This window comes from Bacillus sp. Y3 (assembly GCF_008123875.1).
Classification (GTDB): Bacteria; Bacillota; Bacilli; order Bacillales; family Bacillaceae; genus Bacillus; species Bacillus altitudinis.
The window spans coordinates 129,879-153,640 of record NZ_VSSC01000009.1 but is presented as its reverse complement, the minus strand read 5'-3'; the positions used below and the strand labels follow the sequence as shown (position 1 = coordinate 153,640).

31 protein-coding genes and 2 tRNA genes are annotated in these 23,762 nt (G+C 40.8%); 14 read left to right on the top strand and 19 right to left on the bottom strand.

Annotated elements, in window-relative coordinates; translation table 11 throughout:
- Positions 1 to 90: 90 nt before the first annotated feature.
- Together FXF70_RS17855 and FXF70_RS17850 are read right to left on the bottom strand one after the other, a co-directional pair.
- Positions 91 to 164: transfer RNA gene (locus FXF70_RS17855), tRNA-Gly, on the bottom strand.
- 15 nt (positions 165 to 179) lie between these two features.
- Positions 180 to 256 (bottom strand) — tRNA-Arg (locus FXF70_RS17850).
- Positions 257 to 625: 369 nt separating this feature from the next.
- Between FXF70_RS17850 and gltP the strand changes: the two genes are divergently transcribed.
- Positions 626 to 1,876: a glutamate-aspartate/proton symporter GltP gene (gene gltP / locus FXF70_RS17845; RefSeq protein ID WP_024719154.1), complete on the top strand. Its 1,251-nt coding sequence runs from the start codon at positions 626 to 628 to the stop codon at positions 1,874 to 1,876.
- A 38-nt stretch (positions 1,877 to 1,914) separates the two neighbouring features.
- On the opposite strand, the gene FXF70_RS17840 is transcribed toward gltP, so the two are convergent.
- Together FXF70_RS17840 and FXF70_RS17835 are read right to left on the bottom strand one after the other, a co-directional pair.
- Positions 1,915 to 2,934 (bottom strand): S66 family peptidase, encoded by a 1,020-nt coding sequence (locus FXF70_RS17840; protein ID WP_148780865.1) that lies wholly within the window; start codon positions 2,932 to 2,934, stop codon positions 1,915 to 1,917.
- 80 nt (positions 2,935 to 3,014) lie between these two features.
- The gene (locus FXF70_RS17835) at positions 3,015 to 3,890 is read right to left on the bottom strand and encodes a DMT family transporter (protein ID WP_148780864.1); all 876 of its coding nucleotides are present in this window, start codon (positions 3,888 to 3,890) and stop codon (positions 3,015 to 3,017) included.
- Between the two features lie 295 nt (positions 3,891 to 4,185).
- Here FXF70_RS17835 and FXF70_RS17830 point away from each other — a divergent pair, with 295 nt between their 5' ends.
- Together FXF70_RS17830 and FXF70_RS17825 are read left to right on the top strand one after the other, a co-directional pair.
- Positions 4,186 to 4,911 carry an AzlC family ABC transporter permease gene (locus FXF70_RS17830; protein ID WP_046342784.1) on the top strand — a complete coding sequence of 242 codons (726 nt, stop codon included), beginning with the start codon at positions 4,186 to 4,188 and terminating at the stop codon, positions 4,909 to 4,911.
- Positions 4,908 to 5,228 (top strand): AzlD domain-containing protein, encoded by a 321-nt coding sequence (locus FXF70_RS17825; protein WP_008346681.1) that lies wholly within the window; start codon positions 4,908 to 4,910, stop codon positions 5,226 to 5,228. The genes FXF70_RS17830 and FXF70_RS17825 overlap by 4 nt, the downstream gene beginning before the upstream one ends.
- A 35-nt stretch (positions 5,229 to 5,263) precedes the next feature.
- Here FXF70_RS17825 and FXF70_RS17820 read toward each other — a convergent pair whose 3' ends face one another.
- Both FXF70_RS17820 and FXF70_RS17815 read right to left on the bottom strand, forming a co-directional pair.
- Positions 5,264 to 5,926 (bottom strand): O-methyltransferase, encoded by a 663-nt coding sequence (locus FXF70_RS17820; protein ID WP_025206822.1) that lies wholly within the window; start codon positions 5,924 to 5,926, stop codon positions 5,264 to 5,266.
- A 149-nt stretch (positions 5,927 to 6,075) separates the two neighbouring features.
- Positions 6,076 to 6,261: a CsbD family protein gene (locus FXF70_RS17815; protein ID WP_041092893.1), complete on the bottom strand. Its 186-nt coding sequence runs from the start codon at positions 6,259 to 6,261 to the stop codon at positions 6,076 to 6,078.
- 222 nt (positions 6,262 to 6,483) lie between these two features.
- Here FXF70_RS17815 and FXF70_RS17810 point away from each other — a divergent pair, with 222 nt between their 5' ends.
- Both FXF70_RS17810 and FXF70_RS17805 read left to right on the top strand, forming a co-directional pair.
- On the top strand, positions 6,484 to 6,915 hold the full coding sequence (locus FXF70_RS17810) for a hypothetical protein (RefSeq protein WP_017366694.1): 432 nt from the start codon (positions 6,484 to 6,486) through the stop codon (positions 6,913 to 6,915).
- Positions 6,916 to 7,161: 246 nt separating this feature from the next.
- Positions 7,162 to 7,713: a GNAT family N-acetyltransferase gene (locus FXF70_RS17805; protein ID WP_148780863.1), complete on the top strand. Its 552-nt coding sequence runs from the start codon at positions 7,162 to 7,164 to the stop codon at positions 7,711 to 7,713.
- Between the two features lie 4 nt (positions 7,714 to 7,717).
- Here FXF70_RS17805 and FXF70_RS17800 read toward each other — a convergent pair whose 3' ends face one another.
- On the bottom strand, positions 7,718 to 8,305 hold the full coding sequence (locus tag FXF70_RS17800; RefSeq protein WP_007496397.1) for a LysE family transporter: 588 nt from the start codon (positions 8,303 to 8,305) through the stop codon (positions 7,718 to 7,720).
- Positions 8,306 to 8,419: 114 nt separating this feature from the next.
- Here FXF70_RS17800 and FXF70_RS17795 point away from each other — a divergent pair, with 114 nt between their 5' ends.
- Complete coding sequence (locus tag FXF70_RS17795; protein ID WP_025206820.1) at positions 8,420 to 8,974, top strand: helix-turn-helix domain-containing protein; 555 nt, start codon at positions 8,420 to 8,422, stop codon at positions 8,972 to 8,974.
- Positions 8,975 to 9,015: 41 nt separating this feature from the next.
- Here FXF70_RS17795 and FXF70_RS17790 read toward each other — a convergent pair whose 3' ends face one another.
- From FXF70_RS17790 to FXF70_RS17765, 6 genes are all read right to left on the bottom strand, one after another.
- A complete protein-coding gene (locus tag FXF70_RS17790) occupies positions 9,016 to 9,309 on the bottom strand; it encodes a hypothetical protein (RefSeq protein WP_008346693.1) in 294 nt (97 codons plus the stop codon).
- Between the two features lie 350 nt (positions 9,310 to 9,659).
- The gene (locus tag FXF70_RS17785) at positions 9,660 to 10,712 is read right to left on the bottom strand and encodes an LLM class flavin-dependent oxidoreductase (RefSeq protein WP_024719164.1); all 1,053 of its coding nucleotides are present in this window, start codon (positions 10,710 to 10,712) and stop codon (positions 9,660 to 9,662) included.
- Positions 10,713 to 10,729: 17 nt separating this feature from the next.
- The gene (locus tag FXF70_RS17780) at positions 10,730 to 11,353 is read right to left on the bottom strand and encodes a nitroreductase family protein (RefSeq protein ID WP_039170198.1); all 624 of its coding nucleotides are present in this window, start codon (positions 11,351 to 11,353) and stop codon (positions 10,730 to 10,732) included.
- A complete protein-coding gene (locus FXF70_RS17775) occupies positions 11,337 to 11,810 on the bottom strand; it encodes a MarR family winged helix-turn-helix transcriptional regulator (protein ID WP_007496406.1) in 474 nt (157 codons plus the stop codon). The genes FXF70_RS17780 and FXF70_RS17775 overlap by 17 nt, the downstream gene beginning before the upstream one ends.
- Before the next feature lie 108 nt (positions 11,811 to 11,918).
- The gene (locus FXF70_RS17770) at positions 11,919 to 12,422 is read right to left on the bottom strand and encodes a dihydrofolate reductase family protein (RefSeq protein WP_395947872.1); all 504 of its coding nucleotides are present in this window, start codon (positions 12,420 to 12,422) and stop codon (positions 11,919 to 11,921) included.
- Positions 12,423 to 12,537: 115 nt separating this feature from the next.
- Positions 12,538 to 13,089: a TetR/AcrR family transcriptional regulator gene (locus FXF70_RS17765; protein ID WP_148780861.1), complete on the bottom strand. Its 552-nt coding sequence runs from the start codon at positions 13,087 to 13,089 to the stop codon at positions 12,538 to 12,540.
- Between the two features lie 150 nt (positions 13,090 to 13,239).
- Between FXF70_RS17765 and FXF70_RS17760 the strand changes: the two genes are divergently transcribed.
- The 3 genes from FXF70_RS17760 to FXF70_RS17750 all read left to right on the top strand — a co-directional run bounded on the left by FXF70_RS17760 (position 13,240) and on the right by FXF70_RS17750 (position 14,848).
- Entirely contained in the window at positions 13,240 to 13,863 is a 624-nt protein-coding gene (locus FXF70_RS17760) for a GNAT family N-acetyltransferase (protein WP_008346706.1), read from the top strand.
- Between the two features lie 68 nt (positions 13,864 to 13,931).
- Positions 13,932 to 14,327: a VOC family protein gene (locus FXF70_RS17755; RefSeq protein ID WP_008346708.1), complete on the top strand. Its 396-nt coding sequence runs from the start codon at positions 13,932 to 13,934 to the stop codon at positions 14,325 to 14,327.
- A complete protein-coding gene (locus FXF70_RS17750) occupies positions 14,324 to 14,848 on the top strand; it encodes a GNAT family N-acetyltransferase (protein ID WP_065459923.1) in 525 nt (174 codons plus the stop codon). Before FXF70_RS17755 ends, FXF70_RS17750 begins: the two co-directional genes overlap by 4 nt.
- Here the strand turns inward: FXF70_RS17750 and FXF70_RS17745 are convergent.
- The gene (locus tag FXF70_RS17745) at positions 14,788 to 15,129 is read right to left on the bottom strand and encodes a YesK-like family protein (RefSeq protein WP_148780860.1); all 342 of its coding nucleotides are present in this window, start codon (positions 15,127 to 15,129) and stop codon (positions 14,788 to 14,790) included. The genes FXF70_RS17750 and FXF70_RS17745 overlap by 61 nt on opposite strands.
- A gap of 51 nt (positions 15,130 to 15,180) precedes the next feature.
- Here FXF70_RS17745 and FXF70_RS17740 point away from each other — a divergent pair, with 51 nt between their 5' ends.
- A complete protein-coding gene (locus tag FXF70_RS17740; protein WP_008346715.1) occupies positions 15,181 to 15,654 on the top strand; it encodes a GNAT family N-acetyltransferase in 474 nt (157 codons plus the stop codon).
- Here FXF70_RS17740 and FXF70_RS17735 read toward each other — a convergent pair.
- Positions 15,646 to 16,434: a GNAT family N-acetyltransferase gene (locus tag FXF70_RS17735; protein WP_148780866.1), complete on the bottom strand. Its 789-nt coding sequence runs from the start codon at positions 16,432 to 16,434 to the stop codon at positions 15,646 to 15,648. The genes FXF70_RS17740 and FXF70_RS17735 overlap by 9 nt on opposite strands.
- 161 nt (positions 16,435 to 16,595) lie before the next feature.
- Between FXF70_RS17735 and FXF70_RS17730 the strand changes: the two genes are divergently transcribed.
- Entirely contained in the window at positions 16,596 to 17,036 is a 441-nt protein-coding gene (locus FXF70_RS17730) for a LytTR family DNA-binding domain-containing protein (protein WP_148780859.1), read from the top strand.
- Complete coding sequence (locus FXF70_RS17725) at positions 17,033 to 17,449, top strand: hypothetical protein (protein WP_148780858.1); 417 nt, start codon at positions 17,033 to 17,035, stop codon at positions 17,447 to 17,449. Before FXF70_RS17730 ends, FXF70_RS17725 begins: the two co-directional genes overlap by 4 nt.
- Positions 17,450 to 17,483: 34 nt before the next feature.
- On the opposite strand, the gene FXF70_RS17720 is transcribed toward FXF70_RS17725, so the two are convergent.
- A complete protein-coding gene (locus tag FXF70_RS17720; protein ID WP_048001233.1) occupies positions 17,484 to 18,686 on the bottom strand; it encodes an MFS transporter in 1,203 nt (400 codons plus the stop codon).
- Between the two features lie 31 nt (positions 18,687 to 18,717).
- On the bottom strand, positions 18,718 to 19,323 hold the full coding sequence (locus FXF70_RS17715) for a TetR/AcrR family transcriptional regulator (protein ID WP_008346724.1): 606 nt from the start codon (positions 19,321 to 19,323) through the stop codon (positions 18,718 to 18,720).
- 323 nt (positions 19,324 to 19,646) lie between these two features.
- Here FXF70_RS17715 and FXF70_RS17710 point away from each other — a divergent pair, with 323 nt between their 5' ends.
- Positions 19,647 to 20,099, top strand: a complete 453-nt coding sequence (locus tag FXF70_RS17710; protein ID WP_019743356.1) for a MarR family winged helix-turn-helix transcriptional regulator — start codon at positions 19,647 to 19,649, stop codon at positions 20,097 to 20,099.
- Positions 20,100 to 20,155: 56 nt separating this feature from the next.
- Positions 20,156 to 21,049, top strand: coding sequence for an alpha/beta fold hydrolase (locus FXF70_RS17705; RefSeq protein WP_019743357.1), 894 nt, complete (start codon positions 20,156 to 20,158; stop codon positions 21,047 to 21,049).
- Between the two features lie 35 nt (positions 21,050 to 21,084).
- Here the strand turns inward: FXF70_RS17705 and FXF70_RS17700 are convergent, their stop codons facing one another.
- Together FXF70_RS17700 and FXF70_RS17690 are read right to left on the bottom strand one after the other, a co-directional pair.
- Positions 21,085 to 22,233, bottom strand: coding sequence for a type II asparaginase (locus FXF70_RS17700; protein ID WP_148780857.1), 1,149 nt, complete (start codon positions 22,231 to 22,233; stop codon positions 21,085 to 21,087).
- A 717-nt stretch (positions 22,234 to 22,950) separates the two neighbouring features.
- Entirely contained in the window at positions 22,951 to 23,712 is a 762-nt protein-coding gene (locus tag FXF70_RS17690) for an SDR family NAD(P)-dependent oxidoreductase (RefSeq protein WP_146271951.1), read from the bottom strand.
- Between the last annotated feature and the right edge of the window lie 50 nt (positions 23,713 to 23,762).

Sequence of the window (23,762 nt, the reverse complement as noted above, 5' to 3'; positions counted from 1 at the left end):
ACCTATGATGTATCATAGGATTTTTTTATAAAAACTCGAATTAACAGGTACGTTTTGTCTTGTTTAGTTTTCAAAGATCATCTTTTAAAATGGAGCGGGTGATGAGAATCGAACTCACGACATCAGCTTGGAAGGCTGAGGTTTTACCACTAAACTACACCCGCGTGGTTAAATGTTATTGGCGCGCCCGAGAGGAGTCGAACCCCTAACCTTTTGATCCGTAGTCAAACGCTCTATCCAATTGAGCTACGGGCGCTTAATCAGGCGACTTAATTATCTTAACATATCGTTTTTATTAAGTCAACATCTTTTTGAAGTTTGTTTATCGTATCTGTCTGAGCATCAGTGTTTCAGATGCGTCATCAGCGACGAATAAAAATATACCATGGATCACACAAAAGGGTCAATACATTTTTCTAAAAAAGTTTAATGTTTTTTAAGAAGTGCTCTTTTGTTAGATAAATAGAGTTTCAATCGCCCTATTTTCATTTCTTTCTTCATAATTCCAATGATTCTTAAATAAAATCTTTCTAAATCCAAAGGAGGACAAAACATGGCCACCTAGAATTTTTATTTATTGGAAAATTATTAATATTTTCCATGCATTTAAAGGAGGTAGGAGATGATGAAAAAGTTTGTCGCTTTTCAAATCATGATCGCTTTGGTGATAGGAGCTCTTATCGGCCACTTCTTCCCTGATTTCGGAATGGCACTGCGGCCCATTGGGGATGGCTTTATCCGATTGATTAAAATGATTGTAGTCCCTATTGTTTTCTCTACGATTGTCATCGGCGCAGCTGGCAGCGGTGGAATGAAGAAAATGGGCAGTCTCGGATTAAAGACAATCATTTGGTTTGAAGTCATTACGACCATCGTTCTTGGAATCGGACTTTTATTGGCCAACGTGTTAAAGCCAGGCGTTGGACTCGATTTCTCTCAATTAGCTAAGAAAGATATTGGGGAACTCGATGGTTATACTCAAAAGGTCGTCGATTTTAAACAGATGGTTTTAGACATCATTCCAACCAATATCATCGATGTCATGGCTCAGAATGATTTACTAGCAGTGATTTTCTTCGCTATTTTATTCGGTGTAGCCGCAAGCGGCATTGGGAAAGCTTCCGCTCCTGTCCTTACCTTCTTTGAATCAGTAGCACAAATTATGTTTAAGCTCACACAAATGGTCATGGTGACAGCTCCTATTGGAGTTTTAGCATTAATGGCAGCTTCTGTCGGACAATACGGCATTGTTTTACTCATTCCTATGATGAAACTTGTTGGCACTGTCTTCTTAGGATTGTTTATTATTCTATTTGTTTTGTTCCCTCTTGTCGCACTGATCTTCCGTTTTAACTACTTCGAAGTGTTGAAAATGATTTGGGATTTGTTTTTAGTGGCCTTTTCTACTACAAGTACAGAAACTGTTCTTCCACAGCTCATGTCACGAATGGAGAAATACGGCTGTCCAAAAAGAATCGTTTCCTTCGTCATCCCGTCAGGTCTTTCTCTTAATTGCGATGGTTCAAGTTTATATTTATCGGTTTCCTGTGTGTTTCTTGCACAAGCGTTTGGTGTCGATATGAGTTTATCACAGCAGCTCCTCATGATGCTTGTCCTTGTTTTAACAAGTAAAGGCATTGCAGCTGTCCCGTCTGGCTCACTTGTTGTTCTTTTGGCAACAGCTCATGCAGTAGGTCTGCCAGCAGAAGGTGTCGCTATTATCGCCGGGGTTGATCGGATTATGGATATGGCTCGAACAGGCGTGAATGTTCCTGGACATGCGGTTGCCTGTATTGTCGTCTCTAAATGGGAAAAAGTATTCCGAGAGTCTGCATGGGAAGTTCCAAAAGCAGGTGAAGAAACAAAAGGAATGTAATGTTTTTTATGAAGGAAAGGGGGCGCCCTTTCCTTTTTTCATGGCAAAAATGTCTGCTTCAGCACGGCTTTACCTTCTTGTTGCAACTGCACCTCCGCATATGCTCCGTTAATGAGGGTCATTTGAGGCGGTACGTGTCCACAATCAATATCGTAAACAATCGGTATTTGTAATTCCTTATGCAATTCTTCATATAGATCCGTATATTCATATCCTTCCACAGGAGTGTCCACTGCACTCCTGCCAAACATGATGCCAGAGCAATGATCAAACCAGCCTGCTAGTTTTAATTGAACAAGAGACCTCTTCATGCTCGCAGCATTTAATTCACAGTTTTCAAAATACCATAGAATGGGTTCACCTTTCAGGTATGTTTCTTGAAAAGCTTTGACATCTCCAAAAGGCGTGCCAGCTAAGTGCCGGATCACATCAATACAGCCACCCATCAGTCTTCCCTTGATCGTCGTCTCTAAGTGATCAACAGTACGCCATGCGGTTGGTTCGGTTAAATGAAAGACATGTATGCTTGGATGGTCATACTGCCATTCCTTTTGATACATATCAGAAGAAAATTGAGTAACGTCCTTTTTCTCTGGAGTGGAAAGTATTTGTTCCCACATAGCCGTCACCTGATCAAGCTCTTCCCCCTGAAGATCCACCAGGTTCGGTCCATGCGCTGTCGCAATGCCTGTGTTTAATGTCAAAGCTAATAGAAGGAGACTTGTATCTGAGTAACCAAGAATCCACTTTTTTTGCATCACTGAGAAATCAAGATGCTCTAACACTTCAATAAGCAGCTGACCGCCCCATGGCGGGATGATGTGGTCAACCTCATGATAAGTCATCATCCGCTGCAACTCATTTGCTCGCTTGATTGCAGGGGCTGATTTCGCTTTTTCCTGCTGCCATACTGTCTCTCCACATATGACTTCATAGCCTCTTTTTTTCATCCGATCGCAAGACAGTTGAAACATCTCATGCAAAGAGGGTTGCACACCTGAGGACGGTGCTGTCACCCCAATCGTTTGTCCTTTTTGCAAAAATGGATACTGGATCATCCCTGCTCACCTCCACCTTCTATGAAACTCTCATCTATTCATTGTAAAGAAAATTCCCCTTCTTCAAGGGGAATCTCATCTTACTCTCTCTGACGCAGGACAGTATATACACCTGCGAAAATACATAAAATCCCAACAAACGAACGTAAGCCCATCTCTTCACCTAGAAGCATCCATCCAAGGACCGTGCCAACGATTGGTTGAAAGAAGAAAAACAGACCACCGCTTGAAGCGTCCATCAGTTGAAGCCCTCTATTCCACAAAAAGAAAGCAAGGGCCGTTGAGATGATACCTAGATATAGAATGCCGCCCCATATTTCCGGTCTTGCCATTTGATGCACATCAAGATGAGGCAAACGAAACAAGACAGGTGGTGTTAATACGATAAAGGCCACAATGATCGCATATGTTGTCGTCACTACTTGAGGATACTTTCCTGGAACTCGTTTCAAAAGAACAGACATGAGCGCCCATGTTAATGCAGCAATAACCAGTGAAAGACCGCCAACAAACTCATCCGTTTGAACAGCGACAGGCCCAATCATCGTCAGCACACCTACTGTAGCAAGCAGAATGGAGACACACTTTCTCATTGTGAAAGATTCTTTTAATAGAAAGAAAGCGAAAAGCACCATAAAAGCAGGTGTGGCCGATGTGATGACGGCACCCATTTGTGCAGACGTATACATTGTGCCAATTTCTTGGGTCACGATCGAGAGAAAGTTGCCAATCAATCCAATCGCCACAATCAGCGGGATATCCTTTTTGTCTAACCGAAAAGAGTAGCCCAAACGCCAAACCGTGAACACAAGAACGACTCCAGCTATTGCATATCTCATCCAGACGAGCTCAAGTGGCGGGACCACCGCAACTGTTACTTTGACTACTACATACATACCGCCCCAAATACTAGCAGCTAACGCTAAGTAAAGGGCTCCTATATATTTTTCATTCATTTTTTCCCCTCCGTTACGGATATATTCACTGCGATATCCACAAACGGAGATCACTCTCCGTTATGGACGGAGGTGATTTGGTACATCATGTTCAAATAAAGGCTTCCATTGCATATCAGTCACCCCAATTGTTTTTATTTTCTGATTACTTTATAACAAAATCTGGTTCACTTCAATCCTTTTTTATCGCCATTTTTCTTCATATAATAGAAGTTCGATAGGATTGACATGATGAATTCGTTTTCTTATAGTAAGTAAAACAATTGATGTTTACACAGAAAAGGAGTAGAGGTATTTGGATGTTGAAGCTAGGAAACACATTCCCACTGCCGGAAACGAATCGTTTCTTGAGGGAATAAAAGATTGTGTGCCAACCTTGCTTGGTTATATGAGCATTGGGTTTGCCTTTGGAATTGTTGGCATTAGTTCGCAGTTAAGTATATGGGAAATCGCGCTGTTATCTATCTTTATATATGCTGGCGCTTCACAGTTTATCATCTGTGCATTACTTGTGACAGGAAGCCCCCTTTCCGCTATTATTTTCACCACGTTCATTGTCAATTTACGGCATTTGTTACTCAGTCTTACGCTTGCCCCTCATTTTACACGCTACTCTGTAAAGCAGAACATCGGGTTTGGCCTTCTGCTTACTGATGAATCCTTTGGCGTAGCGATGAATAAATTAGCACAGCAAGGAAAATTGAATAACAGATGGATGCATGGACTGAATATTACAGCTTATTTATGCTGGATTGCTGCGTGTACACTTGGCGGAATATTCGGACACTGGATTTCAAATCCAGAGGCGCTTGGTCTTGATTTTGCCCTATCCGCGATGTTTGCTGCGCTGCTCATTCTTTCTTTACAGACGGTGCCAAAAAATAAGCTAACCCATCGCTTGTCACTTGTTTTATATATGTTTGTTGCGATGTTTGTGCTGCTTCATTTTGTTCCTTCACACGTGGCTGTTTTGTTGGCAACTGTGCTTGTTGCCACTATTGGGGTGGTGACAGATAAATGATTAGCAGTTTTATGTTATGGCTCATTCTTGGCTGTATGATTGTGACCATCATCCCAAGAGTCGTTCCATTTTTATTTGTAAGGAGTATCCAGATGCCCGAAGTGGTGCTCAAATGGTTATCATTTATCCCCATTTGTATATTTACTGCTTTGATTGCAGAGCATCTATTCATACATACTACAGCAGGCGTCACCATTCACTGGATGTACCTTGCTGTCTTGGTTCCAACTGTGTTAATCGCTGTTTGGACAAAAAGCTTGTCCCTCACCGTTCTAGTAGGCGTCATGCTGATGGGCACAGCTAGATGGTTTTTCTAATAGAAAAAGCTTAACCGGATGCGGTTAAGCTTTTTTCATTTTACGATACCGTATATAAAGCCGTCATAGCCTTTTTCGCCAACAGTTTGAATAGCGGTTGCTTCAATTCTCGACTCTTGTTTGAGTAAATCGAAAAATTCACGCGTTCCCTTCACTCGCTCATCTTGATCAGAGGCATGGAGAACTGCCCCATTTCTGACCACATTGTCTGCAATAATGACTGTTCCCTTTTTTGAGAAGTGTAACGCCCACTTCAAATATTGCGGGTTGTTTGGTTTGTCTGCATCAATGAAAATCAAATCGAACGGGAGCGTATCCTGCTCTTTTAACTGAGATAAAGTATCTAACGCTTTTCCTTGTAAAATGGTGACACGTTCTGCTAGGCCTGCTCTGTCTATGTTTTGCTGTGCTGTTTCTGCATGATGACTGACAGCCTCTAATGTCAAAAGTTCTCCATCTTCTTCAAGTGCACGGGCAAGCCAAATGGTACTATAACCGCCAAGTGTACCGATTTCTAAAATGCGCTTTGCACCCTTGGTTTTTGCTAACAAATAAAGTAGTTTTCCTTGGGCCGGCGACACATCTATTTCTGGTAACCCGGCTTGCTTATTCTTGATAAGAGTTTGCTCCAATACGTCATCTTTAGCCATCAATTTGTCTTTGATATACTCGTCAACTTTCCCCCATACTTGCTCCAAGTTATCCATCTCCCTTGTTCATGTCTTCTATTTAAAGTCTACATGACGGAAGCGAGAATTTATAATCAATTCTTTTCACACACCTATTGATTTTATTGATGAAAGGAATGTGATGATGGATACATGGGGCGAGTGTAAGTATACGCAAACTACTGATTCAGCTTATTTTTCACCTCACCTTTTTTATCTTGAAGCTTTCCTTTTACTTGATCTTTCTTTCCTTCTGCTTTCAGGTTTTCATGATCTGTCGCTTCGCCAAGTTTTTCTTTCACTTGACCTTTGACTTGATTTGTTTTTCCTTTCGCTTTATCCATATGTCCATTTTGTTCACTCATTTGTTCCACCTCCACGTTTGATACTGTTTATTTAGCCTTTTTGCACATGACAAAACATCTGAGTGTGCTGTGTGGACGTTTCAGTGATTAGACGAAAGGGTGGTCGTCAGATCGATGTATTCGTGAATACATGTTTACTGTTCGTATTTGAACTACCACGAATATTAATAAGTTGCTATGGAAATCTTATTAATAGAAATATAAGAAAGGATGAAAAGAATAATGACTGATACAAATGACAATGAGCAGAATATCATTTGGAAAGAATATGAAAATGAAAACGGAGGAATATATCGAGTTGGCTATGTGGAAGATGAGCCTTTAGATGATGAAACGCAAAATCGGGTTTCAAATAAGAAACCTTTTAGTATTTCTGTAAATTGGCCTGTAAAAAACTCAGCGGTTCAAAAAACTAGTAATGAAGTAAAGCAAACAGCAGCCATTACAGAATATGCTTTATATGATCGAAATCCATATCATAGCCCTCGTAAAATATTCAAATACCGCCTGATCATCACTAATACTGAGCATTATGATTACTATTTTAAAGACGAATCGGGCGATAACTATGAATTGAACACTTTTTGGAATTGCACACATTACCTCGATTACAATTCAGAGGCACCAAATATAATCCGGATTGAAGGTACATGAGATTTGATTTCGGACAACAATCTAAAAGGATTGTTTATCTAGAAATCTAAAAATGTGAAACTTTTTATTATTTACATTGAGATTGTAGAGAAACTCATGTTTTTCTACAATCTTTTTTATTATTAAATCATCTGAGAAGGGTAAGATCTACGCCATGACACCAAAAAGAACCAAACATCTGAGTGTGCTGTGTGCGCGTTTCAGGTATGATAGACATAATGGAATGAAAGGTTGGTGGTTTGTTCAATGATCATTTCTGAAAGTATGTTCACTGTACGTGGTGTGACTTATCGTATTCGCTCTGCTGCATCAGCAGATGCCCAACAGTTATCAGCTCTCAGACTGAAAATCGATGGTGAAACCGAATATTTAGATCGTGAACCGGGTGAAGCTTTTATTGATGAGAAAGGGTTCGAGGCGTTGATTCAAGAGGATTCCAAGGAATGCCGTCATCTCTTTTTAGTTGCAGATATTGAAGGAGACATTGTCGGTTTTTCAAGATGCGAAGGGCACTCTCTTAAGCGCTCTGCTCACAAAGTAATGTTTGGCGTCGCTGTACAGAAGGCCGCTTGGGGCTATCACATCGGGAAAGAACTTTTAGCTGCATCGATCGACTGGGCAGATCAGCAAGGCATTCAAAAGATGTCACTTCAAGTAATGGAAACCAATCAAAAAGCCATTCGTTTATATGAACACTATGGCTTTGAGATTGAAGGCTTGTTAAAAAAAGATAAACGGCTGGCGGACGGCATGTATTATGATACGGTTGTGATGGGCAGGCAGCGGCCAGTCTCCTGACCGCTTACATGACATAACTCCAGATCATCGAAATCGCACTATACATAAGCAGCAGCCCCATGACGAACTGGAACGGCCGCTGATAAAGAGTCAAAAAACGCTTGAATACAGAGCCAAATAAACTCCAGCTAAATGTTCCTAAAAAACCAATGATGGCGAGAATCAACGTCAACAACATGTATTGCATATTGGACTGTCCATACGGCAGAACAAAAGTGGAAATGACGGTTAACCCATACAAGATGGCTTTCGGATTAATAAATTGCAGCAGCATCCCCGGGATAAAATGATTATAGCGGTCTAGTGTTTCGTCATCTCCGCCTTTACTTCTCATGATTTTGACAGCTAAATAGATCATGTAACCGGCTCCAATGAAAGCCATGACCCAGCCGATTTTCGGCATGACTTGATAAAGAATCATATTGAAGAAACCGCTCAAACATAAAATGACCAAAAATCCGATCCCAACCCCTAAACAAAATCGAAATGTTTGCTTGACCCCATATTTATTCGTAAAGACCATCGCCATGATATTATTCGGTCCAGGGGTAAAGCTGGTAACAAAAGCATAAATCAACATGGAAACAATCAAACTGTTACCTCCTTCTCATACGTTATTTAGACTTAAAAGTCTTTATTGTGTATATATTACGTTTTATTGTACTATTAAGTCGTTATAAAGTAAATTCAGAAAGGAGTTTTTTTGATGGAGGATGTACAATCGATTATTGCTAGAAATGTCAAACTGCTAAGAGAGCAAAAGAAATTAAGCCTAGAAAAGATGGCTGAGGTAACAAGTGTGAGTAAAACGATGATTGGGCAAATCGAAAGAGGAGAATCCACACCAACCATCACCACTCTGTGGAAAATCGCCAATGGGTTGAAGGTGTCTTTTAGTGAACTCATATACGCACCGCAGCCTGAGATTAAGTTTGTGCGAAAAGAAGAAGGACAAGTTTTAACAGAGGACGAGGGAAGGTATCGGGTATATACGACGTTCCCATTTGATGACCTGAGAAAATTTGAAGTCTATCAGGTAGAAATTGATCCTCATGGGTCGTTAAGTGCGGAAGAACATATCGGCGGTACAGAGGAATTGATTACCGTATTTGAGGGAGCACTTGATTTATCAATCGGTGATGAGCAATACACATTACAAGCTGGCGACTCGATTCGGTTTAAAGCTGACCGTGCCCATGAGTATAAACAATCAGGAGAACAGATGGTACGGATGCAAATGATTCTTTATTATCCCCATTAAAAAAAGCTGACAGGCTTGTCCACCTGTCAGCTTTATTTTATTTAATTAAATCCTGGATCGCGTACAACCGTTCCAGTAAAGGTAACTCTATATTTTCCTAAACCTAACTCTTCAATTGACGATTGATAGAGAATACCGACCCATCCATCCTTTGCATATGTAATACTTGATGGGATGTTTGACGTCGTATATGTTCTCGTTTCCGAGACGGTTCGACTTGCTTGTACCGTAACTTCACTGTTTACTTTCCCCTTCGCTTCTACCGGGACAGCGGTGACACCCGCACCCGTTAAAACAATTGCTCCAACCAAAACAGAAGTTATGACCTTTTTCATACAAAAATCCCTCCCTTTTTTTGTTGAACATATTAACCATACCATAATTTAGAACTTTCGTAAGTTATTTTTTCATTTTTTTTGAAAATTATGATATGATTGTCTTATGCTGGATAGAGGATGTTACATACTTCTATGCTTTTATCCTCACCTCGTTCTAGTGAAACAATTGATAACGGAGGTGATTTCATGAAAAAATGGCTTATCTGTTTTCAACTTGTTTTCCTCTTCACCTTGACGGCCACACCATTTGCTTCTGCATCCACATGCCCTACAGTGAAACCATGTATCGCTGAGCCTTAAACATGAGAAAAAGTCGATCAAGTGAATAGGCTTGATCGACTTTTTTGTTATGCTTGTTCGGCTTCCCAGCGGGCAACCTCTTCTCTTACTTTAGGGGCCACTTCTTTTCCAAATAACTCAATAGCTTTCAGCACTTGATCATGTGGCATTGAACCGACCGGTACGTGCAACATGAAGCGCGTAATGCCTACATTTTTTCGCAGATGAATCACTTTCTCTGCTACGGCATCTGGATCTCCTACATACAATGCACCTTCTAATGTTCTTGCTGCATCGAATGTAGAACGGGTATAAGGTCCCCAGCCTCGTTCTCTTGCTAATGTATTCATGACATGCTGTGTAGAAGGGAAGAATTGATCTGCTGCCAATTCTGTTTCCTCCGCAACAAATCCATGTGAATGGGATGCCACCGTTAATTTCTCAGGATCATGTCCAGCGTGAATCGCAGCTTGCTTGTAGAGCTGCACGAGCGGTGCGAACTGTCTAGGGCTGCCGCCAATAATGGCAAGGACAAGTGGCAATCCTAATAATCCAGCACGTACGACAGATTCTCTGTTTCCTCCACTGCCAATCCAGATGGGAAGCGGATCTTGAACAGGTCTTGGATATACGCCGACATCCTGAATGGAAGGACGGTGCTTACCGCTCCATGTCACACGCTCTGACTGCTGTAATTTCAACAGTAAATCTAGTTTTTCTTCAAATAATTCTTCATAATCATCTAAGTCATAGCCAAAAAGCGGGAACGATTCAATAAATGATCCACGGCCAGCCATGATCTCTGCACGCCCGTTAGAAAGGCCATCTAATGTCGCAAAATCTTGAAACACACGAACAGGATCTGCCGATGAAAGAACAGTTACGGCACTTGTCAGACGAATATTCTTTGTTTGCGTTGCCGCAGCTGCTAATACGACTGCTGGATTTGATGCGGCAAAATCTTCACGATGATGCTCTCCTACACCAAAAACGTCGAGACCCACTTGATCTGCTAAAATAATTTCTTCTACTACTTCACGAATGCGCTGTGCGTGGCTGACTGTTTTTCCTGTTTGAAAATCAGGTGTTGTTTCTACAAATGTACTAATTCCTAGTTCCATGAATGGAACCCCCTATCTTATAAATATGTCACAAATTCAGAGACCGGCTTGCGGTAGCCTCTCGCTTGTCTGCTCTCTACTTTTTCTTTTCCGAGTGTAATCATTAATACAGGAACCAAATCTGATTCGATGTTTAACACCTTTTTCATTGCTTCGGGGTCAAAGCCGATCATTGGGCAAGTATCCCATCCCTTGTTTTTGGCGGCAAGCATAAATAGCATGGCAGATAATGAAGCATTTCGAATCGCCTCTTCTTTCTGAAAGTCTGATCCTCTCTGCACATAAAAACTCATCGTCTCTCTGACCATTTCCTCATATTGTTGCGCATTTAAGATGCCGAGCATTTTTAGGCCTTCATAAATGTTTCCTGCTTGCTCATAAGCTTTCGGATCGCCGAGCACAATGATCGCTGCTGAAGCGGAATGCACCTTATATTGTCCAAATGCAGCATCTCTTACTTGCTCTTTAAGCGCTTCTGATTGGACGACGACATATTGCGTATGCTGTAAATTAAAGGCTGAAGGTGCCAACTTCACTTCTTCAAAGATACTATTAAGCTCTTCTCTCGAAATCGAGATATTTGGCAAAAAATTTGATGCTGATCGTCTTTCACGTACCAATGTATCAAAGCTGTGTGTCATCTTGTTTCCCCTTTTCGTGAAGTTGTTTTGCACCTAAACCGATTTTTTTCAACCATTCAATGAGCTGCTCTTTTTCCTCTGTTTCGATAAAGGACAGATTTTGTGATATGACATCTGTGTGTTTTGGAAAAATATCGTCAAATAACTGCTTCCCTTTATCTGTCAGTAATACATGGAATACACGTTTATCAGAAGGTGCACATTGTCTTTTGACTAATTCTTGTTTTTCTAATTTGTTGACCACATAGGTGATGCTCCCACTTGGAATGGATAGAATCTCACTAATTTTTTGAACGGGATGCGGTCCCTTACTATACAGTAATTCAAGAATTTGAAAGTTTTCAAATCCGATATCATAACGTTCAATGTCTTTTTGGATGTTTGCAAAAAGGGCATGGTAGGCTTTCATCCACACTCGGAAAAGCCTTAAGTCTAATTCCTGATCTTGCTGCACCATGGCAACTACTCCTTTTTCAATAAATCCTAAAACTAGGATAAATTTATCCTAACACTAGGATATTTTCTTGTCAACGTGTTTGTTTGATTAAAAAAAGACCCCTGTGATTCAGTGGTCTTCTTTTAACACAAAATGCATTTCAGCAATTTGTTTGTATTGATTCACTTGTTGTAATGAAAATCTAGATTCCTGTTCAGTTGGAGGGAAAAGAGGGATTCCTTTTCCAATCATGACAGGTGCGATTTGGAGATACAGCTCATCGACTAATCTTTCTTTTAATAATGCTTGAAGCAGTTCCCCGCCCCCTAAAATCCAAATATGCTGGCCTTTTTCATTTTTTAAATGTTTGATAAAAGAGAGAACATCTTCACGAACGATGTGGGTTCCTGTATGACTGTCTTGTAAAGTGCGAGAAACGATATAACATGTCTTGTCTTCATAAGGAAACCCATCAGATGAGAGCTTTAGAACCTGTTCGTATGTGTTCCGTCCCATGATCAGCGTATCGACTGAAACATAAAATTCCTCATATCTCGTATCCTCTTCGCCCTCTGTTCCTATGAGCCAATCTAAACGGTGATCATCCCTTGCTAAATATCCATCAATGCTCATTGCCCCATAAAATAGTAATTTCCTTTTCAATCTCACCACTCCCCGCCTCAAATAAGAACGTACATTCCCATTTTAACAGAAAGAATAGAAAAAGGATATATGATCAATTCATTTCTTACGATTCCTGTTCTACCTTCATAAGAAGCTTGTACAAGACGTGTGCAAGCTTCCCTGCTTCGACTGTCATCCCTTCATGAATCCATTCCTCCAGTACACCAACAACACCAGACACAACAAATGAAGCCTCAATCTGTTCACGTTCCGTAATCTGACGCTGATCAAGTTGCCACTCTTTCATGATTTTTTCTTTAAAAAACGCTTTAAATTGATTCGTCGTTGGGCTATTCGGTTTGACAAATAACGTCATCATGAATTGTTTTTCTTTTAAATACTCAGTTGTTTTGTTTAAAAAGGACAGCATATCAAGCGGGTCCTGGCTTGGAAACGATTCATCGTACAGTCCGCCAAGCTGATTAAATAGTTCCTTCTCAAGCTGTTCATGCAAATCAAATACATCTTGGTAGTGCAAATAAAAGGTCCCTCTTCCTAAATCCGCTCTTCTAGATAGCTCTGATACTGTAATTTGCTGAACATCTTTTTCCTTTAAAAGCTCAAGAAAGCTTTCCCGTATCGCCTTTTTGGTTTTGATTGTTCGTCTATCCTTCATCAAACACCCTCCATTTTTGAACAATCTGGCTATACCTGTCTATTTATGAACAAGAGATCATTCATTGCCGATGTTCGGTTTATTTTCCTCTTATTATAATAAACACATGTTCAATAATCTATATCTGTTCAAAAAAAGGAGGACCATCATATGCTTCAATTCAGACTTGCTAGAGAGGATGAACTGCCTCAAGTGGCAGCGTTGTTAGATGATTCATTTCAGAACTATTCATTTTTTGATTTATTATGCGAAAAGGTGACCAAGCGTTCTGCTTTCGCCCGTCAGTTGCATTTGATCAATACAAAGGTATATTTTCAGCATCAAATCTGTTTGGTCGGGGTTGAGAACGAGAAAATTGTGTCTGCCGCCCTGTTAAAACATCCCCGTCTTCCTGAACCAGGACTCATGGATTATGTGTTATCTGGTGGGTTAAAGCTACTCTTTACTGGTGGCATATCGGCGATTCAGCATGTGTTCCGTATGTTAAAGGAGGCAAAAAAAGCGTGTTCTTCCTTAAAGAAACCTTACTGGTATTTAGAAGCTCTTGTCGTTGCAAAAGACCAACAAGGAAAAAAACTTGGAAGCCGTATGCTAAAGCAATGTCTTTTCCCCTTTATCGCCCGGCAAGGCGGCGGACTGTTCACACTGATTACACACAATGAGGCCAATCGTCATTTCTATCGAAAAAATGGGTGGACGGAGTTTGATGAGAGAGTACTGCACGGAGAAAACATGTCCCTAGAAAGCTGGAGTTATAAAACCGTGATCAAATAAGGTATCTTCTTCAAGGGATGATATAATAGAAGCAGTTCAAACAATGATCATACTTGGAGGAGAGACTGATGATACGACGACTTGATCATATCGTGTTGACTGTACAACATATGGAGGAAACCATTCGCTTTTATACAAACGTATTAGGAATGAAGGAAGAAACTTTTGGAGAAGGCCGTAAAGCCCTTCGTTTTGGCTTACAAAAGATCAACCTTCATGAAGCGGGTCATGAATTTGAACCAAAAGCTGCTCATCCCCAGCCTGGATCTGCTGACCTGTGTTTTATCACCGATTTAGATATAGACAGTTTATTGCTTCATCTTCGAAAGCAGGTTGTTCCAATTGAAGAAGGTCCGGTCAGACGTTCTGGTGCATTAGGTCCGATTGAATCCATTTATATCCGTGATCCTGATATGAACTTAATTGAAATCTCCCGATATATAGAGGAGGCTGATCCATCATGACGCGATTATTTTTGAGACCGATTGAAGAGCAAGATTACCCCGGTATTCATAGAGGATGCCAGCATGCAGAAACACTTTATATGACTGGCACACGAAAAACGTTCACACTAGAAGAAATTCGTTCAGCCTATACCCGTTTTCTGCAGGATGACAGTAGACGAGACTTTGCTATTTGTCTGCTAGACACGAAAGAAATGATCGGGGATGCGGCGATTGTGGATATTGATCCGATAAACCATACGGCAAGTTTCCGCATTGCGCTGCATGGTCCAGAGCATTTCCACAAAGGGTATGGCACTGAGGCTGTTCGGATGGTTCAAACATTTGCCTTTGAGACGTTAGAACTCAATCGGCTTGAGCTTGAAGTTTTTTCCCATAACCCACGAGCCTTTCGAAGCTATGAGAAAGCCGGATTTCAATATGAAGGAAAAAGACGTCAAGCGCTCTATTTCAACGGTGCTTATTCGGATGTCATCATGATGGGCATCCTTCGTGAGGAATACGATAGAATCAAATCATAAAGATGTCCCAGCCTACGAAGGGTCATCTTTTTTAACAAATGGAGCCCTGTAACGATGATCAAACAAATGATAGAAGAGAGAACGATAGAGACGCTTGATATACTGAGCGCCATCCCTTCCCATCTACCAATGAAGAAACTGCCGATCAATAAGAGCAATCCAAACATAGTGATACATATCGGAACAATCAGCCCGGCATGGCGATGCCTACGTCTTTTTCCCGCCCACCACGAGAGACAGAGCACAATGACAGTAAAAATAGCGGTTTGCAGCCAGAACATATCGCATCCACTCCTTTTCTTTTTTATCCTTTGACAACGGAGGTTTTCCCAATGAATATTAGACCGATTCAAAAGCAGGACAATCCTTTTATCGCGGCCATTATCCGCCAGTCATTAGAATCAGCGAATCTTGCGATTGAAGGTACAGCCTACACAGACCCACACCTTGATCAGCTTTTCGAATACTATCAATCATTGACTCATGCAGCCTATTGGATTGCCGAAGAACATGGTGAAATTGTTGGTGGCGTTGGCATTGCCCCTTTCACAGATGGCATTTGTGAGCTGCAAAAGCTTTATTTAAGCCCAAAAGCACAAGGCAAAGGTGCGGGCAAGAAACTGATGGATACGGCCCTGCAATATGCTGCTACATACTACGATGCTTGTTATTTAGAAACCCGCAGTGAATTAACAGCTGCTACTGGCCTTTATCAACGGTATGACTTCTCTCTTCTTCCTGCACCGATTGAAGGCTCAGAGCATTCTGCCATGGATGCTTGGTATCTCAAAACCTTTTCAGCGTGAGGCATAAAATAAGCGATACGTCTTTGTCCACTGAAAACCTAGCTTCTCTGCCAATTTGGCCGAGGTTGCATGATGGACATCGCAATCCCAATGCGGTGTCTTCCCTTTTTCAACACAGATGCTGATCATTTGCTGAGCTGCTAACAAAGCCAACCCTTTTCCACGGCAGGCTTCATCTGTCCAAATATCGATTTCCACTCGTTTTTCACTTGAAAAAATAGAGATACATTCACTGACCACGTCTTCACCGTTTAAGATGGCAACTCCGACGCCATTAGATAAAAAGTGATCTACTCCTCCCCAATATGCTTCATAATAGCTGGATGGGAATACTTTGCTAGCGGCAATGACTTGTTCATTCGTGCGTTTGATCATTTCATCTTGATCAGGCACAATCAGATCAGGAGAGGTCAAGTCATAAGAATACGCATGTCTTTGCATTTCATTCAGTTGGGAACCGAAGCATTTTTTCATCATCTCATCTGATGCTGGATTTGCTGAAAACAAAGTGAACCGTCTGTTCTCTCTTTTCTGCTTTTTATAAACATCCACAATGAACGTTGAACATAATGAAAGTGCTGCTTCTGTCCTGCCTGCGACATAATAAATGCCGGTTGTCGTCCCTGCAAAATAGACACACGGGTGATCTCGGTGATCCACATATAAATCTCCTTTTATCACCCCATCGAGTATCGCATCTACGAACACTGGATAGGCAGGATCAATCCGCCGAATTTCCTCTTTTACCGCTCCTGTCCTTTGTTGATCTACAAGATACAACATCATTCCTCCATTCACGAACGAGTATCTTTTCATTATAAAGGAAAGCCGCAGACACGCGGTGAATCTTTGCAACAAAAAGAATTCTTCTGCATCAAAGCAACATTCAATCGCATTCGCTTTCATCTATTGCTATGCTCATTGTGAGAGGAGGTTTATGAATGAAATTTCGTTTTTTCTGGAATCAAGAAAAGGATTTGACGGAAGTAGACGTCATCAGCCATCCACATAATCAAGAACGTTTACAAAAGATGGCATCAATGCTGGAGACTAGTACATCTCTAACGGTCAAAGATCCAAAAAATGATCGGCAGTCTCTTTTACCATTAGAACAAATTGAAGCGATCTCTGCGCTTGGACATATGTCAAAGGTGATCACAACCGGAGGAATGACGTATTTTCTGAGCAAACGGCTGAAGGATCTGAAGTCGTTAGAGCGTGAACATTTCTATCGTATCAACAATGCAGTCATTCTCAATTTAGCGCAAGTCGACAGCTTTGTCGCTGGTACGTACGCTCGCTTAGAGGTCGAAACCATCTCGAAAAACAGTTACACCGTCAGTCGTCATTACGCCAAATATATAAAGGAGCGATTCAAATGATCAAGGAACTAAAACATCAATTTATGCAAACAGCTTTTGTCTCTATCGTATGGCTGACACTCATCCTGTCCATCACTCAATGGTCATCCTCTATCCCTTTTCATTACGTGTGGCACATCATTGCCATCGGTACTCTGGCAGGCATCGTCTTTGGGGTCATGTATCCTTTACTATGGAACTACTTTACCTTTCCAGCACCCATCAACATTCTGATCTCCACTGTCGTCAATTTAGGATTTCAAGTAGGAGCCGTCGCTTTATATTCGACTGCACTGCTCGAATGGATCATGCCTTATTTTTTCGGTATTGCCTTTCTCACATTAGTAGGCCATATCATCGCCTTTCTATTTTACAAAAAGCAGCAAAATCAAAAAATGGCGCAGGCACTGAATCACCTGAAGCCGCAGCCTTAAAAAAAGAGACCTTATTTGAAAGGTCTCTTTTCTATTATTCTGCTGATGCCTCTTCTGTCGCCTTCCCCTTCCAAATAAGGGTTAAGCCTAACCCAAGAAATAAGACAACACCTGCAAACAGGAATGGGAAATGAATATTTTGATCGAATAATATGCCGCCAAGTGCCGGGCCAAAAATCGTACCAAGGCTTGTGTAGGTAGAGTTCATCCCTGCGACAAATCCTTGCTGATTGCCAGCGATTTTTGATAAGAAGGTCGTGAGTGCAGGGCGCAATAAATCGAACGCAAGGAAAATCACACACGTCACGATCAGCACAACCATAAAGCCTGACACGACTGTAGAAACAAAAGCGAGAACTGCTCCAACAATCAAGCATAGTTGAATAACTCGTTTCTCCCCAAGCGCATTCACCATTTTACCAAACACGAGGACTTGGATGATGACGGCTACAATTGAACTGACGGTAATGATAATCGCAATATCCTTCGGACCAAATCCAAACTTGTGATTTGTAAACAAGCTAAAGACCGTTTCATATGCAGATAGTCCAAACGCCAGCACAAAGACAATGATGAAGGCGATGAGATAGCTTGGATGAATCGATTTTTTCAAGTCTTTAAAGAAGGTCGATTCCTTCACTTGATCCATTTGTTTCTCTCGCTCTTCTTTTGTTAATGGTTCCTTCAGCATAAACATAGACGAAATCACAGCAATAAATGCAATCCCTGCTGCAAAGAAAAACGGCAGGCGAACGCCATATTCTGCAATAAATCCGCCAATTCCCGGGCCGATGATAAATCCGGTACTAATAGCAGCGGATACATACCCCATTGCCTTTGATCTTTCTTGAACGGTTGTGATATCAGCGACATAGGCAGTGACAGCCGGCATGATAAATGCTGCACTAATACCGCCAAGAACCCTTGCAAAATACAGAACATATACGTGTGTTCCTAAGCCAAAAACGAGTTCTGATAACGCAAATAGAAAAAGGCCTGACACAATCATAATCTTTCTTCCATAGCGGTCTACCCATCTCCCTGCAACAGGTGATGCGATGAGCTGTGCAACGGCAAACGCCGCCACAAGATATCCCATCGTACTGCCCGTTAAATGCATGACATTCATAAAGAGCGGCATGACAGGTATGATCAGACCGATGCCTAAAAACGCAATAAATATATTACTTAATAAAATAACAAGTACGGCTTTTTGCTCACGAATCGGTTTTTGCATGATGTTTGTTTCCCCTTTACTGACTCACTTGTTACTCATGATGGTTGATTCCGTGAATAAACAATGAGATCGCCTCTTTTTGTAATTCCTTTTTCTGCTGCATCGTGTCATTTTTATATAACACGTCTAATCCATAGAATACGGAAAGTAATATTTTCACTTTTGATTCAACATGCTGAATCGACCAGCTACCATCTTCGTTTCCTTCAAGCAGGATGTCTCTCATCACATCATCAAAGTCTACATCAATCTTGTTCAGCCGCTCCATGACTTCATCTGATGTAAATGCACTGGCGCAAAATTCTTCACTCGCTCTCATTAGAGGATAGTTAATCCCCATTTGACTAAGCAGCTCTGCAAATCCTGCGAGCTTATCAATGGCCCGGCGCAGCATTTGTTTCTGTTCATGCCACGTCTCCATCATGAATCGATGATCCTCTTCCATAATATGAAGGAACAAAAACTCTTTTCCTTTAAAATGATGATAAAGGTTGCCTTTACTAATCTCAGCCGCCTCTAAAATATCTCGCACGGATGTTTCGGAATATCCTTTTTTCGCAAATAAATCACGTGAAGCGGTGACAATTTTCTGCTTCGTCTTTTCACTTTTTCCAGCCCCGCTTTGTGTACTTGTCATCTATGAACAATCCCTTCTACCTTGCTTTTCTTCACACGGACAAATAAAACCGACCAGTTGGTTTATTTTTTTATTATAAATGGAGATTGCCCATAATACAATGAAAAAGTCATCGACTTCTTAAGGAGTGAATCTAAGTGAAAACAAACAAAACGATCATTTTTGCCATCACCAAACAGGAAGTATTCTTTGTCCATTGTTGATGAAAAAAGTGGAGGTAGAGGTCATTTTCTCAGTAGTCTATCCTCCTTTTATTTAATTTTTCTTAAAATTTAACTTCACTTAAATATTAAGATCGCATATAATATAGGAGAAAAGAGGTGATGTCATTGGATGAGGATATCATTCATTACAGCAAAAAAATCATTGAGTACTCAAATGCACTAGGTTCTATCTATGTAGAAGAGTATCAACGATTCTTAAAAAATGAGTATGCAGATTTAACAAGCAAACAAGAACTGACACTTGAATTGCTGCGGTCGAAGACGAGAACAATCAATGAACTAGCTGATTATTTCTCCATTTCATCTAGTGCCGCTAGCCAGCTCATATCAAAGCTTGAACAGCTTGGATATGTGAAAAGAGAGATCAATCCACATAACCGTAGAGAAATCATTGTTGATTTTGCTCAAAAGGGCCATGACTATCATAAAGATATTGAAAAAATTCAGCTGCATCTTATTCAAAAATACTATGCCAAGCTTTCAAAAGAAGATCTAAAAACATTATTATCGCTTTACGAAAAAATCTATCAAATTGCGAAAGAAACGCCTTAACTCGGCGTTTCATGCATGAATATGTAAGTTAGATAAACGATGAAAGGGATGATCAAATGGACAGGATTCATTTGCAAGATGGACGTCATATTGGTTTGTCTCAATACGGTGATCTTGAAGGATTCCCAGTATTCTTTTTTCATGGGACACCTGGATCGAGAGTGATGTTTTTAGATGATGATCCAATCTCAAAAGAGCTTGGCATTCGTCTCATTTCTTTAGACAGACCTGGTTTTGGTTTATCTGATCCGCAACCGAACCGCACTATTTTAGACTGGGCAAAAGACGTACAGGAAGTGGCCGATCATCTTGATATCTCCCATTTTTCAGTGATTGGTGTCTCTGGAGGCGGGGCATTCGCTGCTGGTTGTGCCTATCAATTGCCAGATCGCATTCTTTCGGCTGCTCTCGTCTCAAGTACCACCCCATTTCAGGATGGTAAACCGCCTAAAAGTATGCTAAAAGAGAACAAGATTGCCTTTTTCCTAAGTAAAAGAATGCCTTGGCTCTTAAAGGCAAGTTATCGCGCTCAGAAAAAACTAATTGAAAAGAAACCAGAGAAATTCAAGAAACTAACGAAAAAAGGGAACAAACATTTACATCCATCGGATCGGCAATTTCTTCAAACCGATGAGCAACTGGAGCTGATGATGCGGCATTTATACGAAGCTACTCGTCAATCGGTTGATGAATGTATTCATGAACCAGATTTACTCTCACGGTCATGGGCATTCGATATGAAAGATATAAAAATCCCTGTGGATGTCTGGCATGGAAAAGAGGATCAGATGGCCCCTTTTGCAGAGATAGAAAGCATTGCTCCGAACATTCCAAACGCCAAAACGCACTATATCGAGCAAGCAGGACATTTTCTGACTGATATAGATGATGTTTGGAGAGACATTTTACTCTCTTTAAAAAAACGGGCTGAACATCAGGTACACATATAAAAAAAGACCCAATGATACGTCGGGTCTTTTTCTTTTTAATACTGCTCGTAATAGGATTGAATTTTATCTGGATCTTTTGTTTTCGTCAGAGCCAGCATGAGTAAAATGCGTGCTTTTTGTGGATTTAATGAATCCGATGAGACAAAATGATGTTCATCATCCATTTTTTCATGTGTGACAATGCCATTTCCTGCACGGCTTGACCTCACAATCACCACGTTTTTTTTCACAGCATCTGTTGCCCCATTGATCGCTTCTGTTGACATCGTTCCATTTCCTGCGGCGGCAACGACAATACCCTTCGCTCCTGCTTTAACGGCAGCATCATACACATACTTTTGATCATTTTGATAGCCGTATAAGATATCCACTTGCGGCAGCTCTTTTAGCTTTGAAATATCGAATTCACTGTCAGCTGTATGTTTTCTTGTCGGTTCGTTATAAAAAGAGACAACTTCACCCGCCACTTCTCCAATGTACCCTTGCTCAAGAGACTTGAACGAATCGGTTGTGGTGGTATTTGTCTTCGTAATAAAGCGAGCGGAGGCAATTCGGTCATTTAATGTCACCATTACACCTTTGCCTTTGGCTTCTTTTGTCGAAGCAATTTTCACTGCATGATACAAGTTAAGCGGGCCATCCGCACTAATGGCAGATGCTGGCCTCATGGAACCCACGACCACCACTGGCTTATCACTTTTTACAACCAAATGTAAAAAATAGGCCGTTTCTTCTAACGTATCTGTACCATGTGTCACCACAATGCCATCCACTTGATCATCATTTAAAAGCTGATTGACTCGTTTCGCTAATTTTAAAAGAAGAGCGTTATCCACATTTTCACTGCCGACGTTCGCTACTTGCTCACCCGTGACATTTGCAATATCCTTCAGCTGTGGTACGGAAGCAATGACTTTATCGATTCCAAGTGCACCAGATTTATATCCAGTCGTATCCGTATTACTGTCTGAACTACCGGCAATCGTTCCGCCTGTTGCCAGCACCTTAATATTGGATAAAGACTTGTTCCCTGTCTCAACAGCCGTGTTTTTTTCTTTTGTTTCACTGGTAGTGCTTTCTTGATTACTTTGATTATTCTCTTGAGTGCTATCGTTCGCACAAGCTGCGGTCACCAATAGTGAAACAGTAAGAAGGGCAGCACCAAACCATTTTGTTACGTTCATAAGATCATCTCTTTTCTTAAATGTGATGAATAATTATCTGTCTATAGGGTTTACTTTATACCATTCCTTCATTCATCAGCATGAGGTGAAAGTCACAGAACCAAATAAAGGAAAAAGGACACTATTATCAAAATTTATTTATATCTTAATACCTAAATTGACTTCAGAAATTGTTCTCAACCCATTTATGATAAAATATAGGAAATCTTACAAAAAAGGAGTACATACAGTGCGTTCCGTTCAACCATTTTACAAAATCCTACTCACACTATTCTTCAGTTCCATTTTACTCAGCTTGTTCGTATGTTTATATCCACCGATTCAGGGCGAGCCTGCGTTTATGATGCTTTACACTCCCATCTTTTTTGTTTATTATTTCATCTTTGCGGTACCTTTACAGTTGTTGTTTTCCTTACAGCCCAAGGCTTTTCATCCTCTTTATTTAGCGGCTTACTTACTGATAGCAATGATTGTCATGCTTTTTGTTATGGATGGAATTGAGAGCTCAACATCCCTTCCGATCATAATTGTCAGCAGTCTCATCTACTGGACCTGCGATTCTTTCATTCATCAAAGAATGCATAAAAAAAACACCTAATGTGTAGGTGTTTTTATCTATTCTAGTATGTGTTGATAGTGCTCCACATTATCCAAGACCTCTTTCGGCTCGGTGACCTACTGATCACTAAGAGAATCTATCTCAGTGATTGGAACTTTTTATTTCATGCTTGTGCCAGCGTGTGAAAAAATGGGGTCCTTCAATTCAAAATCAAATGTCTTTCCATCAACGATACCAACTGTTTTTGAACTGTCGTAAAGCTCAAGCAAGCACGCTGCCATTTCTTTTGATGTGTGATATTTCTTGATAGTGCCTTCATATTCGAATTGATCGACATCTAATGAACGCTTTGCAAATTCCGATTCTGTCGCAGCAGGCGCTAATACTTTTGCCTGTAATTTGGCTCCTTTTTCTTTCAATTCTAGGGCCAGCCCTTCTGTAAAGGCGCTCACATAAAATTTCGTGGCTGAATAAGTGACAGCATTGGCGACGACGGTATAACCCGCTCTTGAAGAGATATTGATTAGCTGCGCCCCCTCTTTTTGCTCATAATCACGGACATACAGAGTGGATAAAATTGTTAACGCTTCAATATTGAGATGAAGCATGTCCTCGATTTTTTTCACATCCTGCTCTCCTATTGAACCAAAATGGCCAAACCCGGCATTATTAATGAACGTATCCAGCTCATCACCAGCTAATGACTCATAGAAAGAATACACTTGCTCTCTGTCTGTTAAATCAACAGATTGGACTTTCACTTGAATATCGGGATATGTTTCTAGAATCTTTTCTTTCAGTTCTTGGAGTTTATCAAGCCGGCGTGCAGCTAAGATCAGATTTTTTCCTCTTGCTGCAAAGGCCAAAGCCGTTTCATATCCAATACCTGAACTTGCCCCTGTAATGACTGTATAGCCCATTGTATATCCCCCTATTCGTATCTTCTAGCTGTTTAAAGTATAGCGAGAGC